General features: G+C 58.2%; 23 protein-coding genes. 11 read left to right on the top strand and 12 right to left on the bottom strand.

The genetic code is table 11. The features are described from left to right. Positions 1-32: 32 nt before the first annotated feature. Genes HXW73_RS15485 through HXW73_RS15475 form a run of 3 tightly spaced genes read left to right on the top strand, consistent with a single transcriptional unit; the run spans position 33 to position 2070 of the window. The gene (locus tag HXW73_RS15485) at positions 33-350 is read left to right on the top strand and encodes a DUF1244 domain-containing protein (protein WP_186253928.1); all 318 of its coding nucleotides are present in this window, start codon (positions 33-35) and stop codon (positions 348-350) included. A 3-nt stretch (positions 351-353) separates the two neighbouring features. Next, positions 354-872 (top strand): molybdenum cofactor biosynthesis protein B, encoded by a 519-nt coding sequence (gene moaB / locus HXW73_RS15480; RefSeq protein WP_186253927.1) that lies wholly within the window; start codon positions 354-356, stop codon positions 870-872. After that, entirely contained in the window at positions 865-2070 is a 1206-nt protein-coding gene (locus HXW73_RS15475; protein ID WP_186253926.1) for a molybdopterin molybdotransferase MoeA, read from the top strand. The genes moaB and HXW73_RS15475 overlap by 8 nt, the downstream gene beginning before the upstream one ends. Before the next feature lie 14 nt (positions 2071-2084). On the opposite strand, the gene HXW73_RS15470 is transcribed toward HXW73_RS15475, so the two are convergent. From HXW73_RS15470 to HXW73_RS15460, 3 genes are read right to left on the bottom strand one after another with little or no spacing between them, the layout of a single operon-like run. Beyond that, positions 2085-3251: a glutathionylspermidine synthase family protein gene (locus tag HXW73_RS15470; RefSeq protein WP_186253925.1), complete on the bottom strand. Its 1167-nt coding sequence runs from the start codon at positions 3249-3251 to the stop codon at positions 2085-2087. Between the two features lie 18 nt (positions 3252-3269). Next, positions 3270-3878, bottom strand: a complete 609-nt coding sequence (locus HXW73_RS15465; protein WP_186253924.1) for a DUF1190 domain-containing protein — start codon at positions 3876-3878, stop codon at positions 3270-3272. 14 nt (positions 3879-3892) lie between these two features. Continuing rightward, complete coding sequence (locus tag HXW73_RS15460; RefSeq protein WP_186253923.1) at positions 3893-4306, bottom strand: DUF350 domain-containing protein; 414 nt, start codon at positions 4304-4306, stop codon at positions 3893-3895. 349 nt (positions 4307-4655) lie between these two features. Here HXW73_RS15460 and HXW73_RS15455 point away from each other — a divergent pair, with 349 nt between their 5' ends. Beyond that, positions 4656-6251, top strand: coding sequence for a solute:sodium symporter family transporter (locus tag HXW73_RS15455; RefSeq protein ID WP_186253922.1), 1596 nt, complete (start codon positions 4656-4658; stop codon positions 6249-6251). A gap of 78 nt (positions 6252-6329) precedes the next feature. Here the strand turns inward: HXW73_RS15455 and HXW73_RS15450 are convergent, their stop codons facing one another. The 5 genes from HXW73_RS15450 to dctP form a co-directional block, all read right to left on the bottom strand. Then, a complete protein-coding gene (locus HXW73_RS15450; protein ID WP_186253921.1) occupies positions 6330-7853 on the bottom strand; it encodes a malonate--CoA ligase in 1524 nt (507 codons plus the stop codon). Next, entirely contained in the window at positions 7850-9205 is a 1356-nt protein-coding gene (locus HXW73_RS15445) for a malonyl-CoA decarboxylase (RefSeq protein ID WP_186253920.1), read from the bottom strand. The genes HXW73_RS15450 and HXW73_RS15445 overlap by 4 nt, the downstream gene beginning before the upstream one ends. Before the next feature lie 13 nt (positions 9206-9218). Further along, complete coding sequence (locus tag HXW73_RS15440) at positions 9219-10553, bottom strand: TRAP transporter large permease (protein ID WP_186253919.1); 1335 nt, start codon at positions 10551-10553, stop codon at positions 9219-9221. Between the two features lie 2 nt (positions 10554-10555). Next, complete coding sequence (locus HXW73_RS15435) at positions 10556-11074, bottom strand: TRAP transporter small permease subunit (protein WP_240538657.1); 519 nt, start codon at positions 11072-11074, stop codon at positions 10556-10558. A gap of 108 nt (positions 11075-11182) precedes the next feature. Continuing rightward, positions 11183-12178 carry a TRAP transporter substrate-binding protein DctP gene (gene dctP, locus HXW73_RS15430; protein ID WP_186253918.1) on the bottom strand — a complete coding sequence of 332 codons (996 nt, stop codon included), beginning with the start codon at positions 12176-12178 and terminating at the stop codon, positions 11183-11185. Positions 12179-12335: 157 nt separating this feature from the next. On the opposite strand from dctP, the gene HXW73_RS15425 reads away from it, so the two are divergent. The 5 genes from HXW73_RS15425 to HXW73_RS15405 all read left to right on the top strand — a co-directional run bounded on the left by HXW73_RS15425 (position 12336) and on the right by HXW73_RS15405 (position 16229). Further along, positions 12336-13019 carry a GntR family transcriptional regulator gene (locus HXW73_RS15425; protein WP_186253917.1) on the top strand — a complete coding sequence of 228 codons (684 nt, stop codon included), beginning with the start codon at positions 12336-12338 and terminating at the stop codon, positions 13017-13019. 89 nt (positions 13020-13108) lie between these two features. After that, positions 13109-14119 (top strand): GlxA family transcriptional regulator, encoded by a 1011-nt coding sequence (locus tag HXW73_RS15420; protein ID WP_186253916.1) that lies wholly within the window; start codon positions 13109-13111, stop codon positions 14117-14119. Next, the gene (locus tag HXW73_RS15415) at positions 14104-15297 is read left to right on the top strand and encodes an MFS transporter (protein ID WP_186253915.1); all 1194 of its coding nucleotides are present in this window, start codon (positions 14104-14106) and stop codon (positions 15295-15297) included. The genes HXW73_RS15420 and HXW73_RS15415 overlap by 16 nt, the downstream gene beginning before the upstream one ends. Before the next feature lie 5 nt (positions 15298-15302). Continuing rightward, positions 15303-15881, top strand: coding sequence for a YgjV family protein (locus tag HXW73_RS15410; RefSeq protein WP_186253914.1), 579 nt, complete (start codon positions 15303-15305; stop codon positions 15879-15881). An 81-nt stretch (positions 15882-15962) separates the two neighbouring features. Beyond that, positions 15963-16229, top strand: coding sequence for a DksA/TraR family C4-type zinc finger protein (locus HXW73_RS15405; protein WP_186253913.1), 267 nt, complete (start codon positions 15963-15965; stop codon positions 16227-16229). Positions 16230-16239: 10 nt separating this feature from the next. Here the strand turns inward: HXW73_RS15405 and HXW73_RS15400 are convergent, their stop codons facing one another. Beyond that, entirely contained in the window at positions 16240-16524 is a 285-nt protein-coding gene (locus tag HXW73_RS15400; protein ID WP_186253912.1) for a YrhK family protein, read from the bottom strand. Between the two features lie 278 nt (positions 16525-16802). Here HXW73_RS15400 and HXW73_RS15395 point away from each other — a divergent pair, with 278 nt between their 5' ends. Then, positions 16803-18050 (top strand): GGDEF domain-containing protein, encoded by a 1248-nt coding sequence (locus tag HXW73_RS15395; RefSeq protein ID WP_186253911.1) that lies wholly within the window; start codon positions 16803-16805, stop codon positions 18048-18050. Here the strand turns inward: HXW73_RS15395 and HXW73_RS15390 are convergent. Both HXW73_RS15390 and HXW73_RS15385 read right to left on the bottom strand, forming a co-directional pair. Continuing rightward, positions 17986-18462: a DMT family transporter gene (locus HXW73_RS15390; RefSeq protein WP_186253910.1), complete on the bottom strand. Its 477-nt coding sequence runs from the start codon at positions 18460-18462 to the stop codon at positions 17986-17988. The genes HXW73_RS15395 and HXW73_RS15390 overlap by 65 nt on opposite strands. Before the next feature lie 27 nt (positions 18463-18489). Further along, positions 18490-18918, bottom strand: a complete 429-nt coding sequence (locus HXW73_RS15385; RefSeq protein WP_186253909.1) for a DMT family transporter — start codon at positions 18916-18918, stop codon at positions 18490-18492. Between the two features lie 87 nt (positions 18919-19005). Here HXW73_RS15385 and HXW73_RS15380 point away from each other — a divergent pair, with 87 nt between their 5' ends. Continuing rightward, entirely contained in the window at positions 19006-19923 is a 918-nt protein-coding gene (locus HXW73_RS15380; protein WP_186253908.1) for a LysR family transcriptional regulator, read from the top strand. A 120-nt stretch (positions 19924-20043) separates the two neighbouring features. Here HXW73_RS15380 and recQ read toward each other — a convergent pair whose 3' ends face one another. Next, entirely contained in the window at positions 20044-21870 is a 1827-nt protein-coding gene (recQ, locus tag HXW73_RS15375) for a DNA helicase RecQ (RefSeq protein ID WP_186253907.1), read from the bottom strand. Between the last annotated feature and the right edge of the window lie 52 nt (positions 21871-21922).

Genomic DNA, 21922 nt, shown 5'->3' with positions numbered 1-21922 from the left:
GAGATTAATTTCACACCTTAGAGGTCAAAGCGATGGATAAGTTTGACGACAACACCCGTACTGAGCTTGAAGCCGCTGCGTTTCGCCGCTTGCTACAGCATCTTGATGACAACAAGGACGTGCAGAATATCGACCTGATGATTCTGGCCGACTTCTGTCGTAACTGTCTGTCCAAATGGCTGGTCAGCGCGGCGGAAGCGCGGGGTGAGCAGCTCACCTACGAAGAGGCCCGCGAATACGTTTACGGGATGCCTTACAGCGAATGGAAAGAACTCTACCAAGCGCCAGCAACGCCGGAACAACTGGCTGCTCTGGAAGCCCGGCAAGCGCAAAAGAGCGCCAAGGAGTAGCCCATGGAGCCAATGATTCCGCTACACATCGCGGTTCTCACGGTGTCCGATACTCGCACGGAAAACACGGACCGCAGTGGTCAGGCATTGGTTGAACGGCTCACTGACGCGGGCCACCAACTGGTGGAAAAACGTATCGTGCCGGACGATGTGTATACCATTCGCGCTGTTGTGGCCCAGTGGATTGCTGATCGCAACGTGCAGGCCGTGATCACCACCGGCGGCACCGGCTTTACCGGCCGCGACTCCACCCCCGAGGCCATAGGCGTGCTGCTGGACAAACACATCGAAGGCTTTGGCGAGCGCTTCCGCCAGCTCAGCGGCGACGAAATTGGCAGCTCGACCATTCAAAGCCGCTGCCTCGGCGGGCTAGCCAACGCTACGGTGATCTTCTGTCTGCCGGGCTCAACGGGCGCCTGCCGCACCGGCTGGGACGGCATTCTGGCCGAACAGCTCGATAGCCGCCACAAACCCTGCAACTTCGCCAATCTGGTCATCCCCGAGCGAGGCCAGCATGGCTGAGCTGCACTCAATCGACGACGCTCTGGCCGCGCTGCTGGCGGATATCACGCCCATGCCGGCGGAGCGCGTGGCGCTTGCCGGTGCGGCCGGGCGAGTGCTGGCCGAAAACGTTACCGCGCAGCTTGATGTGCCGCCGTATACCAATAGCGCCATGGACGGCTACGCGCTGCGGGCGGCGGATGCCGGACAGCGACTGACGGTCAGCCAGCGGATTGCGGCGGGCACGCCTGCCACGCCGTTGGCGTCAGGCAGCTGCGCGCGTATTTTTACCGGCGGGGAAATTCCGCCGGGGGCCGACTGCGTGATCATGCAGGAGCGCGTCGAGGTGGACGGCGATGTTGCCATCATCCCAGCGGATATTCCCGCCGGCGACAACGTGCGCCTGAAAGGCCGCGATGTACGCCAGGGTGATGTGCTGTTGAGCGCCGGAGAGCGTCTGGAGGCCGCCGCCCTTGGCCACCTGGCCGGGCAGGGGGTCACAGAGGTTGGCGTACGTCGTCGGCCAAGGGTGGCGCTATTGTCGACCGGGGATGAAGTGATTGACCCCGGTACACCGCTCAAGCCGGGGCAGCTGTATAACTCCAACCGCCCCATGCTCACGCGGTTGCTGGAAACCTTTGGCGCTGAGGTAGTGAGCCAGGTCAGCGTGCCCGACGATGCCGAGCGTACCCGGGAACTGCTCGCCCAGGCGGCGGAAGACGCCGATGTGGTGGTCAGCACCGGCGGGGTGAGTGTCGGCGAAGAGGATCACGTGAAAGCCTCGCTCGAGGCGCTGGGTGAGCTCACGATGTGGAAGCTCGCCATTCGGCCAGGCAAGCCGCTGGCGCTTGGCCATCTACCGCGACGCGAAGGCGGGCAGGCGCGCTTTGTCGGGTTACCCGGCAATCCCGTTTCCGGATTTGTCGGCGCGTGGCTGTTTTTACGCCCCTTGATGGGCGCGCTATTAAGCTGCCCCGATCTGGCAGGGCTGCCCTGTGTCACCGCACGGGCTGAGTTTGCGACGTCCACCGGCCCGCGACAGCACTACATGCGGGTGACTCTGACGTTTGACGCCGAGGGCGCCCACGCCAGGGCGTTTGATGATCAGAACTCGTCGGTTCTTTCCTCGTGCATTCAGGCCAATGCGCTGGCGGTGATCCCGCCTTACAGCGACATCGCCCAGGGGGACCCGGTCAGCTGTTTATGGTTGATGGGCTAAGGCATGATCAGCCGTTAGACAATGGCGTGGGGAACAAAGCAGGAAGAATCCTTGGTGATGCGCCCGACGTCTTCGCGAATCCCCATGCCGCAGGCGCGGTCGCCGACGACCCAACTGCCGACCAGCGCGTGATTATCACCGAAGCGCGGCATGGGGTGGTAAGCCTGTCGGATCCACGGGCTGTCGGTATAGGGGCCATCGACCGCTTCGCGCTGGCCCGCTGGGGTAATCAGTTCGACGTTGCTGCCTTCCCGCGAGAAAAACGGCTTGCGCACCCAACCCGCGGGTAGCGGCGGGCTATCAGCTTTCTCGAAAAATGCCGGTAACAGGTTGGGGTGGCCTTCGAAGTGTTCCCAGAGGAGCGGCAAGATGCCTTTATTGGATAACACTGCCTTCCAGGGTGGTTCAAACCAGTGAGTGTTTAACTGGGGAATCAATTCACCAAACGCATCGTCGGCCATTTCTTCCCAGGGATACAGCTTGAACAGCGCATGAATGGGCTGGTCGTCGAGGTCGACAAAATAATCAACGGCGGGGTGTTGGCCAATATCCTCGGTGTAGATAAAGGGGGCGTTGAGGCCCGCCTGCACCGCAACATCCTGTAAATAGTGCACCGTGGCACGTTCTTCGGCGTTATCCTTGACGCACGAGAAATACAGCGTGCGGCCTTCAAGACGGTCACCCAGGTGCGCCATGGCATTGATCAGCCGCTCCTGTATCGAGTTGTACTGATCGGCATGGCGCGGCAGGATTCCCTGCGCCATGGCTTGCTCAAGCCACACCCACTGAAAGCAGCCCGCTTCGTAAAGCGAGGTAGGGGTATCGTAGTTGAGCTCCAGCAGCTTGGCGGGGCCATCGCCGGAATAGGCAAAGTCCATGCGCCCGTAGAGGTGGGGCTGGCCATCTTTCCATGAGTTGTGGATGCTGTCCCACATGTGCTCGGGCAACGCCAAACGCTGCATCAAGGCGTTGGAATGGCAGACCTTATCGACCAGTTCCATGCACATCTCATGCACCGCCTCGGTAGGCGCTTCAATGTCGCGCTCAACCTGTTCCATGGTGAACTGGTAGTAGGCGCTTTCCTTCCAGTAAGGCTCGCCCTCGATGGTGTGAAAATGAAAGCCCAGCTCGTGGGCCAGGTCTTTCCAGTTTTGCCGCTCGGGGATGTCGATTCTTAGCATGGTGAGCTTTGCTGGCGGCTAGGAGCCCCAGCCACTCCGTGTGGATGAACGCGAGCCAAAGCCACTACGCTGCGAAGAAGCGCGCACCGAGCTACGCATTGCGTCGTTACGTTGAGAGACCCGTTGGGTTGCCTGGTTTGACGCGGTGTTCCAATTGCCCTGGTTCTGGCGATTACGGTATACCGGCTCTTGATATACCCGCTCGAACGAGCGCCCGCGGTTGGTGTTGGACATCATGCTGCCGACCATATAGCCCATCATGGCAGGCATGAACCAACTGCCGCCGCCGCTACCGGTTGCCGCCTGTGACTGTTCTTCGGTGGGCTCGGTACAGGCGCCTTCGCCGTGTTCGGCTTCACATTCTTCCAGGGTGTTAAAGCGTGGCACATCTTCCAGCGAGGCGTTGTAGGCATCCTCACAGGCGCTGCGTGTGTAAACATTCGCAGCGACGCAGTCCTCAACACTCTGGAAGCTGCGCGGTTCATCAAACTCGATCTCGGTAATGTGTTCTTCCTGGGGCGGTTGCCCACAGGCGGTCAGGCCAAAGGCACTGGCGCCCATCATTGCGAGCGACAGGCGTGCGCTGCGTTTGCGTCGGGGCAAATGCGGTGTTTGATCGTGTCTCATGTCAGCGCTTTCCTTTACCACGTCATCGAGGCGGCGTTGAGTAAGCCAACGGCCACCGCGATGCTTGCCATTAAAATGCCGTAAGCCTGATGGCCTTCGGTAATGTGTTGCGACAGGCTTTCGCCCTGCTTGCGTAAAAACAGCTTCACGCCGAAGAACGTTGCCAACTGGACGATAAACGCGACCACGCCCCACAAAATGAAGTCGATCAAGCTGATGGAGTTGGCCATGGCGCTATACAGCGGGATGGTAAAGCCCAGAATTGAGCCGCCGTAGGCAGTCGCGGCGGCCGCATTGCCCTCGCGAATCAGCTTCCATTCGTGGTGCGGCGTAATGCGGCTATAGCAGTACATGAATGCGACCAACAAAATGATCGCCGCGAGCAGATAGGCAATAAAATATGGCAAGCCCTGCAGGTAATGCAGCATGGACGTTATTTCCTTAATCAAGGTTGAGAAAGTTGGCGGGCGAAGCTGATTTCAGAGGAGGTCTGATAGTCACGCGGTCGAATCACACCACTTTAACACTGAGGACGTTCAGCCACGTAGTGAATCGCGGAAACGGGTAGTCAACCGTTAGGTACTATTCAAATGTCTGATATTTAGAATTTTTTGTTAGAAAAACACATCTTTAGGTGCTTAATTGCGACTAAAGGCTAATAGAAGAATCGAGTCACCGTTCTACAATCCACCGCCAATCGGTAAATTTACCTAAATCCACTGCGCTGATGTTTTGTGTTGCACGCGAGCATGCGCGACCGCCCCGAAGGATGTTCTTATGCATGCCCTCACCCTGGCGTCATTTCTATTCTTCACTTGTTTAGTGGCCTTTATTACCTGGCGCATTACGCGACGGGATGATCACAGCAGCACCAGCGGTTATTTTCTGGCAGGGCGGACGCTGACGTTTCCCTTGATTGCCGGGTCGCTGTTGATGACCAATCTGTCCACCGAGCAGATGGTGGGGCTGAACGGCTCAGCCTTCAGCGATGGCCTGAGCGTGATGGCCTGGGAAGTGGTGGCGGTCATTGCCCTGGTGGCGCTGGCGCTGTTCTTCCTGCCGCGTTTCTTGAAAAGCGGCATTGCGACCCTCCCGCAGTTGCTGTTGATCCGCTTCGATAAAGGCACGCAACTGATCGCCAACGTGATCTTCCTGATCGCCTACGCGGTGATTTTGCTGCCGATTATTCTCTATTCCGGTGCGATAGGGCTGCAGGGCATGCTCGACCTGCCCGCGCTGACCGGTATCGAATCACCGACCACGCTACTCTGGCTGACGGTCTGGGTCGTGGGGATTGTGGGCGCCATTTACGCGCTGTTCGGCGGGTTGCGCACGGTCGCAGTGTCCGACACCCTTAACGGCGTTGGCCTGCTGATCGGTGGCTTTGTGATCGTCTATTTCGGCCTGCAAGCCGTCAGCGGTGGTGACGGCATCATGGAAGGCTGGAACACGCTGAAGACCAGCAATCCCGACAAGCTCAACTCGATCGGCGGTAGTGATCAGCAGGTGCCGTTCTTCACGCTGTTTACCGGCGTTTTCCTGATCAACCTGTTCTACTGGACGACCAACCAGCAGATTATCCAGCGGACCTTTGCCGCCAAAAACCTCGCGGAAGGCCAGAAGGGTGTGTTGCTGACGGGCTTCTTCAAGCTGCTGGGCCCGCTTTATCTGGTACTGCCGGGGATCATCGCTTACCACCTGTATGCCGATGACGGCATTCGCGCCGATGAAGCTTACGGCCACCTTGTATTTAACGTGTTGCCGCCGTATCTCACCGGTTTCTTCGCCGCGGTGATGGTCGGTGCGATTCTGTCGTCGTTCAACTCCGCGCTGAACAGCACGACCACCATCTTCAGTTTGGGTATCTACAAGCAAGTGCTTAAAAAAGACGCCACTGAAGAGCAGGTGGTGAAGTCGGGCAAGGTGTTTGGTTGGATCATGGCGATTACCACCATGACCATTGCGCCGTTACTGGCAGGCCAGGACAGCCTGTTCGGCTACCTGCAGAAGATGAACGCCATCTACTTTATTCCCATTCTGGCTGTCGTACTGGTTGGGCTTTTGACCAAGCGCGTGCCGCCCATGGCCGCCAAAATTGCTCTGGTGGGTGGCTGTTTGCTGATCGCCGCGGGCTATTTCGTGCCGCCCTTCGATAAGCTGCCAGCTGTCATGCACGAGTTCCACTTTGTCGCGGCGGTGTTCGTGCTGCTGGTGGCGGTGATGCTGGTGATTGGCAAGCTGCGCCCGCGCGAGACCGACTGGGTTCAGGAGCATTCTGGCGACGTTGACCTTACCCCGTGGAAAGGGGCGGTACCCGCCGGTATCGTGCTGGTGGTTCTGGTCATCATCATGTACGCCTCGTTCGCCGGTTAAGCGCTTCAGCTACTCGGTTAACCAACAAACGCCCCGCTTTCTGCACCTTGCAGGGAGTGGGGCGTTTGCTTTACTACGTTAAGTTGATTGATAGGTGTCGTGGAAGCGTTTGCGCAGCTCGTTCTTTTGTACCTTTCCCATGGTGTTGCGCGGCAAGGTATCGATAAAGAAAACACGCTTGGGCTGCTTGTACTTGGCAAGCTTCCCCTGAAGATGGCCGAGTATGGTGGCTTCGTCGAGGTCGGCACCCGGCTGGGTAACCACGGCGGCGGTCACGCCCTCGCCAAAATCCGGGTGGGGCAGGCCAATCACGGCGGACTCTGACACACCCTCCAGTTCGTCGATGACCTGTTCTATTTCCTTGGGATAGACGTTGTAGCCCCCCGAAATCACCAGGTCTTTATCCCGCCCGACAATATGCACATAGCCCTGCTCGTCGACCTGGGCGAGGTCGCCAGTGATGAAAAAGCCATCTTCAAGCAACTCCTCGCGGGTTTTTTCCGGCATTCGCCAGTAGCCAATGAACACGTTGGGCCCACGAATCTGCAGCATGCCGATCTCGCCGGGTGCGACCTCATCGCCGGTTTCCCGGTCGGTGATGCGCATCTCCACGCCGGGCAGCGGCATACCCACGGTGCCGGCACGGCGCGCACCCTGGTAGGGGTTGGAGATGTTCATGTTGGTTTCAGTCATGCCGTAGCGTTCGAGAATGGCATGCCCGGTCTTGGCCTCGAAGGCTTCGTGGGTTTCGGCGGTCAGCGGGGCTGAACCGGATACGAACAGCCGCATGTTGGCGGTGACGTCAGGCGTCAGGCGTGGGTCCTGAACAAGGCGCGTGTAAAAGGTGGGCACGCCCATCATCACGCTGCCGTGGGGCAGCTCCTCGAAGATCACGTCGGCGTCGAACTTGGGCAGAAACAGCATGCTGGCGCCAGCCATCAAGGTGACGTTGCACGCCACAAAGAGTCCGTGGGTATGAAAAATCGGTAGCGCGTGGATCAGCCGGTCATCGGCGCTGAAGTGCCAGGCTTCGACCAGGGTTTCGGCATTGGAGGCCAGGTTCTGGTGGGTCAGCATGGCCCCCTTGGAGCGCCCGGTGGTGCCCGAGGTATACAAAATCGCCGCCAGGTCACGCGTATCCAGTTCGGCGATATCATCATGGGGTGCGGCGCTCGCGGCTTCGTCCATCAGGCTGCCGTCGGCCGTACTGCCCAGCGTGACAACTGCCGGGCACCCGGTGTCGGTGGCAATGCGGCGGGCCTCATCGGCTACGGCTGGGCGGCAGACAAACAGCGCGGGTTCGGCGTCGCTCAGAAAATAGCGGATTTCATCGCCGGTGTAACCGGTGTTGAGGGGCAAATAGACCCCGCCAATCCGCAGGCAGGCAAGGTAGAGCAGAATGGCTTCGGGACTCTTGTCGACCTGGACGGCCACGCGGTCGCCCTGACGTACGCCGAGAGCGGTCAGCGCGCCGGCAAGGCGGGCGCTTTGGGTCAGCGCATCGGCGTAGGAATAGCGGCGGCCTTCGCGGGTGGTGATAAAATCGGCCTCACCGCGCTTGTGCATCTGCGTGGCAAAGGTGGCAAACAGATTGTGGTTCATTTGGCAGGTTCTCCCTTGGCCAGCTTGCGCGCCCGCTTGGCGAGGTCACGCACGTCGCTCGAGCAGGCAATGGCGCCCTTGGCGGTATAATTTTCGTGGTTACGCTCAATGTCATCAAGCACGTACAGGTAGTTGACCATCAGCCCTGCCGCCTGTTTTATGCCCTTGTCGGAGGTGTCGCCGAGCCAGTTGATACGCTGAAGCTTGGCGCCATTGCCCAGGTGAAAGCGGGCAACGGGGTTGAGCGGTAAACCGTGACGGTTTTTCTCGTCGATCAGATAGCGGGCAGCGAGCGGTTGTAGCGTTGCTTTGAGTCGCTCCTGGCGCTGTTTATCCTGATGCCATCCCGGCGTGTCGAGCTCTGCCAGTGTTTCACGGACGCTGGGCGGCCAATGGTCGTTTTGGCGCTGCTCGTTGAGCCATTGAGCAAATCCGGGCACCGGTGAAAGCGTCACGAAGTACTTGAGTTGGGGAAGCTCCTGGGAAAGCTCTTGAACCACCTGCTTGATCAGGAAGTTACCAAACGAAATACCGCGCAGGCCGGTTTGGCAGTTACTGATGCCGAAGAAGGCAGCGCTGTCGGCATCGTCGGGGTCATCCACACCGCCATCCTGCCCTGAGAGAATGGGCTGGATACGACTTGGCAGTCCCTTATGCAGGGCGACTTCTACAAAAATCAGCGGTTCATCGCCGATGGCAGGGTGAAAGAACGCGAAGCAGCGGCGATCACGGGCGTCCAGGCGGCGGCGCAGGTCGTCCCAGTCCTGAATTTCGTGCACCGCTTCGTAACGAATGATCTTCTCGAGAATCGATGCGGGGGTGTTCCAGTCGATGCGCTTGAGCATCAAAAAACCGCGATTGAACCAGGAGCCGAACAGGTGCGCAAAGTCGTCATCGATGGGCGCCAGGTCAGGCTGGTCGCGCAGCAGACCCAATAAATCCTGACGCATGTTGACCAGTTCATAGGTGCCGTCGCTGGCAAAGTTGAGGCGCCGGAACAGTTCCTGGCGAAGCGGCTCGCAGGCCTCAAAAAGCTGTTGCAGCGTGCGGTTATCCCGCGCGTCACGGTAGGCGGTGTAAGCCTCGTCGATATGCTCGGGGGTGGCCGCAAAGTCTTCCGCCAGGCGCTTGAAAAAAAGGCTTTTTTCATCCTGCGAGAGGCGTCGGTAAATGGCCAGGGCGCGGCTGGCCAGCGCAATGCTTGACGCTTCGCCATCGCTTTCGAGTAGAGCTTGGCAGGCCTTGACCAGGTGAGTGTGGTCCACCGCTGAGGCGACAGTCTGACGCCGCCGCAACAGCGCGTCGCGCTGGGTAATATTGTTGAACAACTCCTGGAGAAACATCATGTTCATGGTCATCCTCCTTTCAGCCCATGATCAGGTTGGGTAGCCATAGGGCAAGGCCGGGGAACAGGCACAGCAACAGGATGGCCAGTACCATGCACAGCGCATAGGGCAGGCTGCCCAGCAAGATATCCCGCAGCGAAATATCCGGGGCAATGCCCTTGATAATGAACAGGTTGAGACCCACTGGCGGAGTGATAAGGCCGATTTCCAGGTTGATGGTGAGAATCACCGCAAACCAGTAAGGGTCAAAGTTTGCCGCCAGGATGATCGGCAGCAAAATCGGCGCGGTCATGACAATCACGGCCACCGGTGGCAGGAAAAAACCGGCAACCAGCAGAAAGACGTTAATCACCCCCATCAGTACCCAGCGATTGACCTCCAGGTCGGCGATTGCCCCGGCGACGGTCTGGGTAATGAACATCGATGAAAGCGCATAGGCGAACACTTCGGCGCAGGCAATAACCAGCATGATCATCACGCTTTCGCGCAGCGAGTCGCGCATGATCAGCTTGATCGGGCCTATCTGCCACATGCGATAAATCAGGATAGCCAGCATCAGGCATAAAAACGCCCCGACCCCCGCGGCTTCTGATGGCGTGGCGACCCCGCCGTAAAGGGCAAACAAGATACCCGCCACCACCCCCAGGAAGGGCAGCACGCGTACCACGGCTTTCAGGTTGCTATCGACATTTTGCTGAACGGTGGTTTTGAGCTTCTCGGCAGACGCAGCCAGTGGATTCGCATAGCCGCCGGCCAGTTTGCAGGCGATGATGGTCCATATCATGAACAGGCCTGCCAGCATAAAACCGGGGACGACACCGGCAATAAACAGCCGACCGATGGAGGTTTCGGTGGAAATGCCGTAAATGATCATCGTCACGGAAGGCGGAATCAAGATGCCCAGGGTGCCGCCCGCTGCGATACAGCCAGCGGCCACGCCGTCCGGGTATCCGCGCGTGCGCATTTCTGGGATACCCATTTTGCCAATCGCCGCACAGGTGGCCGGCGAGGAGCCTGAAAGTGCGGCGAAAATCGAACACGCGCCAATGTTGGACACCGCAAGGCCCGCCGGTAACCTGCCCATCCATAAATCCAGCGAGCGATACAAGTCACGTCCGGTGGGCGAGGAGGCAACGGCTGCCCCCATCAGAATGAACATGGGGATGGCCACAAAGCCGAATTCGGCAATCCGGTCAAAAAACGTTTCACCAAAGTAGGTCAGTTCCGTGAGTCCGCGGTCGTAAAGTAGCGCGAGCAGCGAGACACCGCCCAGCGCGAACGCAATGGGTGTGCCGATGGCCATCATGAAGATCAGGCCAACAGCGACGATAATTCCCAGTGTGATCGGATCCATGGTCAGCCCTCCCCGCGCAGCACATCGGCGACGTACTGGAAAGCCAGCAAGGTCGTGCCGACGGCCATCGGCAATAGCGCGGGCCAGAGTGGCGGATTCCAGACTGAGCCGGTGGTCCACTCACCATGAAGAGCCTCAAATACATAGATCCAACTGGCATAGGCGAGCGCGGCGCAGAAGGCAAAGCCAAACAGCGAGGCGAAGGTTAGCATCACCTTGCGACCGAGCCCCCCAATGGCATCAGGCAAAATGGTGATGGCCACGTGGCCACCGGTCATCAGCACGTAGGGGCTGCCCATCAACATGGCGCCGGTGACGGAGAAGATCGTGAACTCGGTTTGCCAACTGGTGCTCCAGCCGAGCACATAGCGAGTGAATACCATCTGACAGATGACCAGCACCCCGGCAATGAACAGAGCGCAGGCAATATAGGCCGAAAAGCGCGATAGTCGATCCATTGCCCGAATGTAGCCACCTATCAAGCCGCTGCGTGTTGCCGAGGTGTGTGTTGTTGTCGACATAAGTCCCTCATCAGCTAGGTTCATCAAGCGGGTTCATCAGATCGGGTAAGCAGCGAAGCATGTCGGCCAGCCGGGAGGATGGCCGACATGCTTTATCGAGGCAGTGACTTACTCGACGGCGAGTGCCGCATCGATGATGGCTTGGCCGTTAGGGACATTCTCGGCAAAGTTTTTATAAGAGGTTTCGCGGGCGATTTCGAGCCAGGCGTTGTAGTCCTCTTCGGTCATTTTGACGACTTCTACGTCGTTTTCCTCATAGACGTCGACCATCTGCTGGTCAATGGAAGCCGCTTCTTCAGCAAAGAACGCCTCGGCTTTCTCGCCCGCCTCCATGAGAGCTGTCTGCTGCTCTTCATTGAGCCCCTGCCAGACTTGTTCTGAAATCAGGATCGGCTCATACATGAACCACAAGGCGTAGTCGCCGGGTTGGGTCAGGCAGTCGACCTGTTCGTAAAGGCGGTAGGATACGAACGACATCGACGACGTATTGGCAGCGTCGAGTACGCCGGTTTGCATGGCCGTATAGATTTCCGATGAAGGCATGGACGCGATAGACGCCCCGGCAGCCTCGAGCATTTCTTCAAACGCCGGGCCTGCGGCACGGAATACCTGGCCGTCGACGGTGTCTGGCGAGGTAATGCACCGCTCGCTGGACGCAAAGCCGCCCGACAGCCAGGCATCGGCCAGCACGCGTGCGCCGCCTTCCTGAATGACATCCTTGATCATGTCCATGTATTCAGAGTCGTTCAGGCGTTGGGCGTGCTCGTGGTTACGCACGAGGCCGGGCATCAGCGTGGCGGAAAATTCCGGGTGGCGGCCGCTGGCATAGTCGAGCGGCAGTGCGGTGATATCCAGCCGACCGCGCGCCAGGGCGCCCCATTGTTCGCGCGCTTTGAATAGCGATTGGCCTGGATAAACTTCAATTTCCAGGCCCACGTCAGCGTTGGCCACTTCCTCGGCCATCATCTGGACCATTTCGTCGCGTACGTCGCCCTGGCCGCCAGGAAACTGGTGGGAAGCGCGTAGTACGGTATTTGCTGAGGCGTGTGAAGCGGCGATTGCCAGGCCTAAAGCGGCGGCGGTGAATAGGTGTTTACGTTGCATGTGGCGTCTCCAACGATTGTTGTTGTGGTCTTGGATTGGCTTTATGTATGTATCAGTCGAGCTGATATATACATCAATAGGCGCTGCGTATGCTAATGTCAACTTTATGACATATTCTTTCTGTACAGTTTAGCGCTGCCAATTAAGGGGGTGACGCATGCCAGGCTCGAAACGCTCCAACGCCCAGCGGCTCAAGGATTCATTGGAAGACGACATCATTAACGGACGCCGTTCGCCCGGCGAGCGGCTCGACCCTGAAATACTCGGGCAGCAGTTCAGCGTGTCGCGCACGCCGGTGCGCGAGGCGATTCAGCAACTGGTGGCCAGCGGTTTGGTGACGGTATCGCCCAAAAAGGGCACCTTCGTTGCCAGGGTAGGAATCGACCAGCTGATCGAGATGTTTGAGGTCATGGCTGAGCTTGAGGGGATGTGTGGCCGGCTGGCAGCAAGGCGTATTACCGAACAAGAACTGGCCGCACTGCGCGATGCTCACCAGCGTTGTGAAGCGGCGGCCCTGGCAGGGGACACCGACGAGTACTATTACGAGAATGAAGGGTTCCACGACTGCATCTATACGGCGAGCCACAACACTTTCCTGGCCAGCGAGGCGCGCCAGCTCAAGCAGCGCCTGAAGCCCTACCGGCGGCTTCAGCTACAGGTTCGTCAGCGAATGCACAACTCGCTTAGCGAGCACCAGACGATCTTTGACGCCATTGAACGTGGCGATGCCCAGGGCGCTCAGCAGGCGCTTAGCGACCACGTGCTCATCCAGGGCGAGCGTTTCAGCGATTTTGTGTCCAGCGTAAGGCGGATGGAAGCCCCCGTCTCTCAAACGGGATAGCGCGCATGTCTTTATCGGTGGGGTAATGGTCCTTGCCGACATACCGCCAACGGGCGACACTCTTTTCTACCTGTTGAAGGGAGAAAACCGTGTCCCGCCATGTTGCGCTATTTGCCTATCCTGACTGCCAACTGCTCGATGTGAGCGGCCCCTGGCAGGTGTTTGCCAGTGCCAACGCGCTGAGCAAGCAGCCGCTATACCAGCTAACCCTGGCCGCTGATGCGCCGGGTACGCTGATGACCAATGGCGGGTTAGCACTTGAGGCCAGCCATTCCCTCGATCAGTTGGCGGCGTTTCAGCCGCTGGATACCTTGCTGGTGGCGGGTGGCAGCGGCGTGGCTCGTCAATGCGCAGCGCCTGAAGTCCTCAAGACGCTTTATACAATGGCGTCGCAAGTGCGCCGTCTTGGCTCAATTTGCAGCGGCGCCTTTTTGCTCGCCGCCGCGGGGCTGTTGGATGGCCTGCGGGTGACCACCCACTGGCGGCATGCCGACGAGCTGGCCAAACGCTACCCTGCGCTCCGTGTAGAGCCGGACGCCTTGTATATCGAAAGCGCTGGCCGTTACACCAGTGCTGGCGTGACGGCCGGGATCGACCTGGCGTTGTCGCTGGTGGAAGCCGACCACGGCGCCGAGCTGGCTGGTCAGGTAGCCCGCGAACTGGTGGTGTTTTTGCATCGCCCGGGAGGGCAATCCCAGTTCAGCCAGATATTGCGCGGCCAGCAATCCGCGGGACCGTTGCGCCGACTGCTTGACCGCTTGCACGCCGACCCTGCTGGCGAGCATTCCGTGGAACAAATGGCGACTTTCATGGCCGTCACCCCACGTCATCTATCGAGGCTTTTCAAACGTCACCTGAATACCACGCCGAACGCTTACCTGACGCAATTGCGCTTGGAGCAGGCGCGCCTGGCGTTGCTTGAACCTCACCAGGCTGTGGCGCTGGAGCGCCTTGCCCAGCGCTGTCGACTCGGTGGGGCCGAGCAGTTACGGCGTCAGTTTCAGCGCTATTACGGTGTGTCGCCTTCGGTTTATCGCCAGCGCTTTGCCTCATCCATTCAACACCCCCTAACGGAGGCCGACCCATGCCCACTACCGTGATGCTGCTGTCGCTTTGCCAAGCGCTGTTGGTCAGCGGCAATATCCTGTTAATTGCCGTGTCACCGCTGATTGGTGCCTCCCTGGCGCCTAGCCCCTATTGGTCCACGGCCCCCGTGGCTACCCAATGGTTGGGGTTGATGTGTGCGACTATTCCGGCCTCGCTGATCATGGGCCGCTTGGGGCGTAAACGTGGCTTCTTGCTGGGCAACAGCATTGGGCTTATCGGCACCATGGTCGCCGCCCAGGCGCTGGTAGCCGAGCACTTTGGACTGTTTATGGCGGGCACCTGGCTGATTGGTATCGGCATCGGGTTTGGCCAGCTGTACCGTTTTGCGGCCGTTGAAGCCGCGCCTCCCGCTCTGCGCGATCGTGCCATTGGCTTGGTGATGGGCGGTGGCGTGTTGGCGGCGTTTTTTGGCCCCTGGCTGGCGCGCATCAGCCGCGAGATCGCTGAGGTGGCGTTTTTGGGCAGTTTTATAGGTCTGGGCGTGCTCTATGCGCTGGCCCTGTTGATACTCTGCATCACTCGACTGCCCAGCGCAGCGGAAACCCATACCGACGGCGTCTCGCGGCCCATGGGTGAAATCATGCGTCAGCCGAGTTTTGTGGTGGCCGTATGCGCCGCGCTGGTCGGCTATGGGGTGATGAACCTCGCCATGACGGCGACGCCATTGGCCATGGCCGGTGCAGGGCATTCCTTCGACCATGTCTCGATGACTATCCAGTGGCATGTGGTGGCGATGTTCCTGCCGTCGTTCGTGACCGGGCATTTAACCGCCAAGTGGGGACAACGGCGCATGATCGTGGCAGGTTGCTTGCTACTGGTCGCAAGCCTGCTGGCGGCACAGTGGCAAATGAGTTTAGCAGGCTTCAATGTCGCGCTGATCTTGCTCGGGCTTGGTTGGAATTTCACCTTCTTGCCCGCCACGGGGCTGCTTACCGAGAGCTACCGCCCGGTGGAAAAAGCCCGTACCCAGGCGGCGAACGAGTTTCTGGTATTTTCGACCGTCGCAATCACCGCGTTCCTGGCCGGCCCCCTGGTCAGCGGCTTGGGCTGGGCGTCGCTCAACCTGTCGTTGATACCGGTGGCGTTGCTGCCGATTCTCGCCATCGCCTGGCAGCGGTTCCGCCAGCAAGATGATAGCCTGGGGGGCCCAACCTCGCCCCTAGGAGCCTAGCCGCCATGCTCGAGTCGTTCAGTCATAGTGCCCTGGCAGGCCAGTTTTTTGGCCTGGTCGCGCTTGTGCTTTGCCTCGTGGCGTTTTCAAGTAAGCACGATGACCGGCTGCTCGTGATACTGATTTCGGCTAACGTTGCCTTCGCGCTGCAGTTTGTGTTTTTTCAAAGCTGGACCGCCGCGGCGCTTACCGTGATGGTCATTGTGCGTATCGTGCTAGCCCGCCGTTACCTGGGCAGTCAGCGCGTCATGGCGGGTGTGCTGGTGGTCAGCGGTATCGCGGCGGCGCTTACCTGGCAGAGCTGGGTCGATATACTGCCTCTGACGGCCATGGTGCTGGGCACCGTCGGCATGTTTTTGCTGCGCGGTATCAGTATGCGGGTATTTCTGGGGCTGGCGGCTCTGGCATGGATGCTCAACAACCTTCTGATTGGCACCATAGGTGGTACGCTCGCAGAAGCACTCATCGTCGTGACCAACATCGTCACTATTATTCGCTTGCTGCGGGCCAAGCGAAAATACCCCGACGCGTATCAAGAACCGGATGTGCTTGAGCGCTCATCGAAACACGAGGATGGCTCATAACCAAACAGGTGTGCCCGTTCTACCCGATGTGTTTTGGCTGCTATGCTGAAATTCTGATGTCACACCACAAGGAGAAGCGCCATGGCAGGTGGATGGGCAAAAGACGGTGCCGAGCAAGAACAGATGGAGAGCACGCTAAACGATGCGGTTCAGCGTGCCCGTCGCCAGTTGCCCAGTGGCGAAAGCCTGGAAAGCTGTGAGGAGTGCGGCGATCCCATTCCCGAAGCGCGTCGCCAGGCGATTCCGGGTGTGCGGCTTTGTGTGGCCTGTCAAAGTGAGTTGGACAAACAGCAGTCGGCCTTCAGCGGCTATAACCGGCGTGGTAGTAAAGACAGCCAACTGCGTTGAACGAGGCTGGCTAGGCATCGTGGTCGGTGTCCGGCAACTGCTTAAAATAGATATAGCGATGTAAGCGAATCGTTGGGCGTATCAGCAGCTGCAGGCTGCCAATCACAAACAGCCAGACGCCAAGCGTTTTTAGCTCACCTTCAAAAAAGAAGCAGACACTCCCGATCGTGAACCAAATGCCCAACAGGAAATCATTGATCATGCTCAGCACTTCATAGCGCTGATGCACGATTAGCTCACGATGCCCTATCGTGAAGGTCCAATCGCGGGTTTTTGGATGCTTTTTACGCTGCATGGGTTTTCCTCCTGGCAGAGTGGTCAGGCTAAACGCCTCTGGATTAGGCATCGATGGAACTTGGCCTTCGAGAGATTTTATGGTGCCGTCCCACTCGCTTTGTTGAATGATCAGTTAATTAAAAGTGAGTATGCCTTTCGTTTAAGCGGTAATAAAAAAAGTCATTTCTCTAAACGGTTTTTTGTTACATGATTTGTACATCCGATCCGTAAAATGAATTTAAAACTGGCTTTATAAAATAATAATAAAGAAGAAATGTCAGACATAAAGGGTGACTTATGGTCAATGACGCGTTGTTAACAGCCGTCGAAGATGAATTGGAAAGTCGCTCTTGGCAATTGAGCTTTGCAAAAGAAGTAGAGACACGTTTTGAAGCCGATACTCAACAAAAACGCAGCCATAATATGGTGGTGGCAGGGCTGATAGCGGCGACCATTTATTGCTTGTTTCTACTCAATGACTACAGTTTTCGCCCTGATGCATTTCCTTTAGCTGTGTTCTTGCGAGCAGGTGTCATGCTTCCCGTCGGGTTGCTGATCCTGTGGCGTGTCTATCGAGGTGTCTCACCATTGTTACGTGAGACGTTAATGGCAAGTACCGTCCTCTTTGCCACGGTGATTTCTTGCTTGATTTTTGTGAACTCTATCGCGCCCTATTCCTATCTGGACGTTTTCTCCTTCGGCCTTATTCTGTTGGTGGGTAATATTGTCTATTCGCTACGCTTTCGTTATGCCGTGGTGTCATCCGCTATTAGTATTTTGATCATTCTATTTTTTGTCTTGCCGTATGAGGCCATGCCGCCAGAGGCGAAACGGTTGTCCATATTTACCATTACGGCGACGGGGCTCTTTACGCTTGCGGCAAACTATCGCTTGGAACGCAGTGAGCGAACTGCCTATCTGCTTGTGCTGAGAGAGAAAATTCGTTCTGGCTATTACCTTAAAGACAACCAAAAGCTATCCCAGCTTTCGGTGACTGATCCACTGACCAATCTGGCCAACCGACGCCAGTTTGATGCTATTGTGCCTGTCCGCTGGAAAGAGGCTATGGAGAAAAACACCTGCCTGGGGCTTATGGTGATCGATATAGACAACTTTAAAGCCTATAACGATTACTACGGCCATCAGGCAGGTGATCAGTGCTTGCGCCAGGTGGCTGCGGCCATGCAGTCGAATAGCCGCGATGCCGACTTGGTGGTGCGCTTTGGCGGCGAAGAGTTTGTAGTACTGATGGCCAATGCATCGCCAGAGGCAGCTGAGCCTGCGGCAGAACGGATACGGCGCAGCGTCGAGGCTTTGCAGATTCCCAACCTTGGTGTCTCGAATCGGAGCATTGTGACCATCAGTGTCGGGATTGCCGTGCTATTTCCGGCAGTCGGTCAATCGCCAGTCGACCTTTTATCCCAAGCGGATGCAGCCCTTTATGAAGCCAAACGGCAGGGCCGAAACCGTACCTGGGTGGCTAGCCCGGTTGATTCACCATCCGACGCTGACGCTGTTGGTGGCTTAAGTAGATCAGCCCGATAGCGCCCAATAGTAGTGCCATTGCCACATAGCGCGAGGCATCCAGTGGCCGTACGGTATTGTTGAGCCAGCCAAAGTGATCGATCAGCAGACTCATAAGAAGCTGGCCTGAAATCACGGCCACCGTTGCCGCGGCGGTGCCTACCCGCGGTACTGCAAACACAATCGCCAGCATATACACCACGCCAAACAGGGCGCCAGTCAGTTGCCACTTAGGCACACTGAACAGCGTTGCCTCGTGCGCCGGCTCAAAAAAGAACATCAGCAAGAAGGTCAGCACGGCCCCCATCACGAAGGTGAGCCACGCGCTTTCGATGACGCCGGTTTTGGCCCCCAAACGGCCGTTGATAGACGACTGGGCTGCCAGTACTGCGCCGCCGACCAGCAGTAGCACAAGGATAAAGGGAAGTAGCATGGTTGAACTCCTTGAGAAACTTAAACGTTACATTAGCCACATAGCGGCAAGAATCATCACCAGGGCACCTACCCGGAAGCCGTCGACTTTACGTCGCTCGCTGCCTAACCAGCCAAAGTGGTCGATGAACAGGCTGGCACCGACCTGACCGCATAAGATGCCCACCATGGTCATGCCGATACCCACGAGTGGCGCGGCAAGCGTCAATACAATGACGTAAACAGGGCCTAAAATGCCGCCGGTCAGCAGCCATCGAGGCTGGCGAAAAAGGGTGCCCAGCTTGGGATTGGGCGAAAACACCAATGCCAGGGATAGCAGTAGTGCCCCCACCATGAAAATCGATAGAGTGGCCGATAAATGACCTACCTGCTCACCAAGTGGCCCCAGCAAACCCGCTTCAACCGATAACCCCATGCCGGCGATAAGCACGCCGAGCAGGATAAGTGCGTGTTTCATAGGTGGCTCCGCTGAGAAAAGAGCCTGCACTATAGTGAGCCTTTTTTGTTGCTACAATGCGTTAAAAAGGCAAAGGACTATTGCATTTTGGACAACTCGATTCGTTTGATGGCGCTTCGCCTGTTCGTACGTGTCGCTTCAAGCGGTAGCTTCGCTGAGGCAGCGCGCTATTTTGATTTACCGGCATCGTCCGTCTCGCGGCATATTGCGGGGCTGGAACGTACGCTCGGCCAGCGCTTGCTCTACCGCCATACACGAGCGGTAAGGCTGACCGATGCTGGTGAGCGCTACTATCAGGATATTCGCCACGTATTAGAAAGCTTGGATTTAGCCACCGAGCAGGTTATCGGTGGGTCCAAGCATCCGCAGGGGGTGTTGCGCATCAATGCGCCGGTCGCCTTTGGGCGGCGACACATTGCGCCGTTATTGGCTCGCTTTCAGGATGAAAACCCGGCGGTCGAGGTGGAACTCACGCTGAGCGATGCCTTTATCGATCCGGTGCAAGAGGGCGCGGATGTGGTGATTCGGGTTGGTACCCTTGATGACTCGAGCCTGGTAGCCCGTCAATTAGCCACACAGCGCTTTGTGGCGGCGTATCTTGCTCGGCACGGTCAGCCGAGTCATCCAGAGGCATTGAGTGAGCATAATTGCTTGATCTATAAAGGCACTCGTGGCGAACAACCATGGTATTTCCACATTCAGGGAAACACCCAAGCGCAGCGATACCCGGTAACCGGCAACCTGTATAGCAACAACGCAGAAAGCCTGGTAGAAGCTGCCTTGCAGGGGCAAGGTATCGTGCTGTTTCCTACTTGGCTGCTGTTCGAAGCGCTGCACGATGGGGCATTGGTGACGATACTCGAGGATTACCATCCCATGGGTGAAGCGACACGCGAAGGTATCCACGCGATATACCCTGAAAACCGCCTGCGCTCACAAAAGGTGGCTACGTTCCTGGCTTATCTGGTGGCGCAGATTGACGACCCACCGTTCTGGGATCGTTAGCGCAATACCGTCAGCTCATACATATGGCGGATGTGCTGACTATCGCGGTACTAACGATGGCCCAGTAAATCCCGGTTTGGCGGCGGCCATAATAACGCTATTGCCCGCTGACGCACTGGCTCAGCTGTTTTGCTCAGTTTCCTGATGCGTTTGGATGACGGCTAAGAACCCCTCGCCGTAATCCGCAAGTTTGCGCGCGCCGATGCCGGAGATCGCGCCCAATGCCGCTAGGTTCTGGGGTTTTTGTTCGACCAGTTCAGCCAGGGTGGCGTCGTGGAAGATCACATAGGCAGGTACGCCCTGCGCTGCGGCCAGCTCGCGCCGGTGCTGGCGCAGGGCTTCCGATAGCGCATCGTGTCCCAGCGTGGCCGAGGCAGCCTTGCTGCCCCGCCGAGTGGTCTTGACCTTGCTTGGTTTGCGCAGGGTGAGCTTCTGCTCGCCGCGCAGCAACGGCTTGGCGTTGGCCGTGAGCTTGATGCCGCCGTGGCCCTCCATATCCACGCTTAAATAGCCGCTGGCAATCAACTGGCGAAAGAGCGCTTTCCACTCTCTGGCCGCGAGCTCTTTACCAATGCCGAAGGTGCTGAGGCGGTCATGGCCAAAGCGGGTGATCCGCTCGTTATTTTTACCTAGTAGTACGTCCACCAGATAGGTCACCCCGAAGCGCTGCTCGGTGCGGTAGACACAGGAAAGCGCCTTTTGCGCCGCCACGGTGGCCTCCCAGGTCTCGGGTGGGGTCAGGCAGTTGTCGCAATTGCCGCAGGGCGCGTCCAGATGATCGCCAAAGTAGTGGAGCAGTGCCTGGCGGCGGCAACTGATGATTTCGCACAGCCCCAGCATGGCGTCGAGTTTCTGCTGCTCAATGCGCTTTTGCTGGTCGGCGGCGCTGGAGTCCTGCTGCATCTGGCGCAGCGTGATCACATCCTGAAGCCCGTAGGCCATCCAGGCATCGGCGGGCAGGCCGTCGCGCCCGGCGCGGCCGGTTTCCTGGTAATAGGCTTCGATGCTCTTGGGCAGGTTGAGATGCGCCACAAAGCGCACGTCGGGCTTGTCGATACCCATGCCGAAGGCAATGGTGGCCACTACGACCACGCCGTCTTCACTCAGAAAACGGGTCTGGTGGTGCTGGCGTTGCTCGGCAGGAAGCCCTGCGTGGTAAGGCAGTGCGGTCAGCCCCTGGCGCTCAAGCCAGGCGGCGGTCTCCTCCACCTTGCGCCGGGAGAGACAGTAGACGATGCCTGCCTCGCCGTCGTGGTTGTCGCGGATAAAGCGCAGCAGCTGTTCTTTGGCGTTGCCCTGATTTTCAGCGATATGGTAGCGGATATTGGGTCGATCAAAGCCGCTGTTATATAGCGCTGCCTCCTGGAGTTGAAGGTGCTCCATGATATCGCCACGGGTGGGCACATCGGCGGTGGCGGTCAGGGCGATGCGCGGCACCTGGGGAAAGCGCTGGTGCAGGTGGGAGAGCTGGCGATACTCGGGTCGAAAATCATGGCCCCACTGGGAAACACAGTGGGCTTCATCGATGGCGAACAGCGCAATTGGAGCCTGTTCCAGCAGCATCTGCATCCGCGCCGTGGCCAGCCGCTCGGGCGCGACATACAAAAGATCCAACTCGCCCGCCCGCAGGCGTTTTTCCACCTCGACTGCTTTATGATAATCAAGGCTGGAGTTGAGGTAGGCCGCTCTGACCCCGTTCTGCTGAAGTGCTGCGACCTGGTCCTGCATCAGCGCGATCAGCGGCGAGATGACAATAGCGGTGCCTTCGCGCAGCAGCGCAGGGATCTGATAGCACAGCGACTTGCCGCCGCCGGTGGGCATCAGCACCAGCGCATCGCCACCGGCCATCACATGCTCGATGATGGCCTGCTGTGGGCCGCGAAAGCTGTCGTAGCCAAAAACCTCCTGCAATACCTTGAGGGCTGCCGGATGGGGGTTGCCGTGCACCAATCTCTCCTTGTTTCGTACTTAAGAAAGAATTGTCGCACGAAACACTTGA

The organism is Halomonas sp. SH5A2 (assembly GCF_014263395.1).
Lineage (GTDB): Bacteria > Pseudomonadota > Gammaproteobacteria > Pseudomonadales > Halomonadaceae > Vreelandella.
This window is presented reverse-complemented; position numbering and strand designations above follow the sequence as displayed.

Coding starts and splice junctions, on each gene's coding strand:
- HXW73_RS15440 (WP_186253919.1), bottom strand. CDS start 10,553: ATGGATCCGATCACACTGGGAATTATCGTCGCTGTTGGCCTGATCTTC.
- HXW73_RS15470 (WP_186253925.1), bottom strand. CDS start 3,251: ATGCTAAGAATCGACATCCCCGAGCGGCAAAACTGGAAAGACCTGGCC.
- HXW73_RS15455 (WP_186253922.1), top strand. CDS start 4,656: ATGCATGCCCTCACCCTGGCGTCATTTCTATTCTTCACTTGTTTAGTG.
- HXW73_RS15460 (WP_186253923.1), bottom strand. CDS start 4,306: ATGCTGCATTACCTGCAGGGCTTGCCATATTTTATTGCCTATCTGCTC.
- HXW73_RS15405 (WP_186253913.1), top strand. CDS start 15,963: ATGGCAGGTGGATGGGCAAAAGACGGTGCCGAGCAAGAACAGATGGAG.
- HXW73_RS15435 (WP_240538657.1), bottom strand. CDS start 11,074: ATGTCGACAACAACACACACCTCGGCAACACGCAGCGGCTTGATAGGT.
- HXW73_RS15450 (WP_186253921.1), bottom strand. CDS start 7,853: ATGAACCACAATCTGTTTGCCACCTTTGCCACGCAGATGCACAAGCGC.
- HXW73_RS15445 (WP_186253920.1), bottom strand. CDS start 9,205: ATGAACATGATGTTTCTCCAGGAGTTGTTCAACAATATTACCCAGCGC.
- HXW73_RS15485 (WP_186253928.1), top strand. CDS start 33: ATGGATAAGTTTGACGACAACACCCGTACTGAGCTTGAAGCCGCTGCG.
- moaB (WP_186253927.1), top strand. CDS start 354: ATGGAGCCAATGATTCCGCTACACATCGCGGTTCTCACGGTGTCCGAT.
- HXW73_RS15400 (WP_186253912.1), bottom strand. CDS start 16,524: ATGCAGCGTAAAAAGCATCCAAAAACCCGCGATTGGACCTTCACGATA.
- HXW73_RS15390 (WP_186253910.1), bottom strand. CDS start 18,462: ATGCTACTTCCCTTTATCCTTGTGCTACTGCTGGTCGGCGGCGCAGTA.
- HXW73_RS15425 (WP_186253917.1), top strand. CDS start 12,336: ATGCCAGGCTCGAAACGCTCCAACGCCCAGCGGCTCAAGGATTCATTG.
- HXW73_RS15410 (WP_186253914.1), top strand. CDS start 15,303: ATGCTCGAGTCGTTCAGTCATAGTGCCCTGGCAGGCCAGTTTTTTGGC.
- HXW73_RS15465 (WP_186253924.1), bottom strand. CDS start 3,878: ATGAGACACGATCAAACACCGCATTTGCCCCGACGCAAACGCAGCGCA.
- HXW73_RS15475 (WP_186253926.1), top strand. CDS start 865: ATGGCTGAGCTGCACTCAATCGACGACGCTCTGGCCGCGCTGCTGGCG.
- HXW73_RS15415 (WP_186253915.1), top strand. CDS start 14,104: ATGCCCACTACCGTGATGCTGCTGTCGCTTTGCCAAGCGCTGTTGGTC.
- HXW73_RS15385 (WP_186253909.1), bottom strand. CDS start 18,918: ATGAAACACGCACTTATCCTGCTCGGCGTGCTTATCGCCGGCATGGGG.
- dctP (WP_186253918.1), bottom strand. CDS start 12,178: ATGCAACGTAAACACCTATTCACCGCCGCCGCTTTAGGCCTGGCAATC.
- HXW73_RS15395 (WP_186253911.1), top strand. CDS start 16,803: ATGGTCAATGACGCGTTGTTAACAGCCGTCGAAGATGAATTGGAAAGT.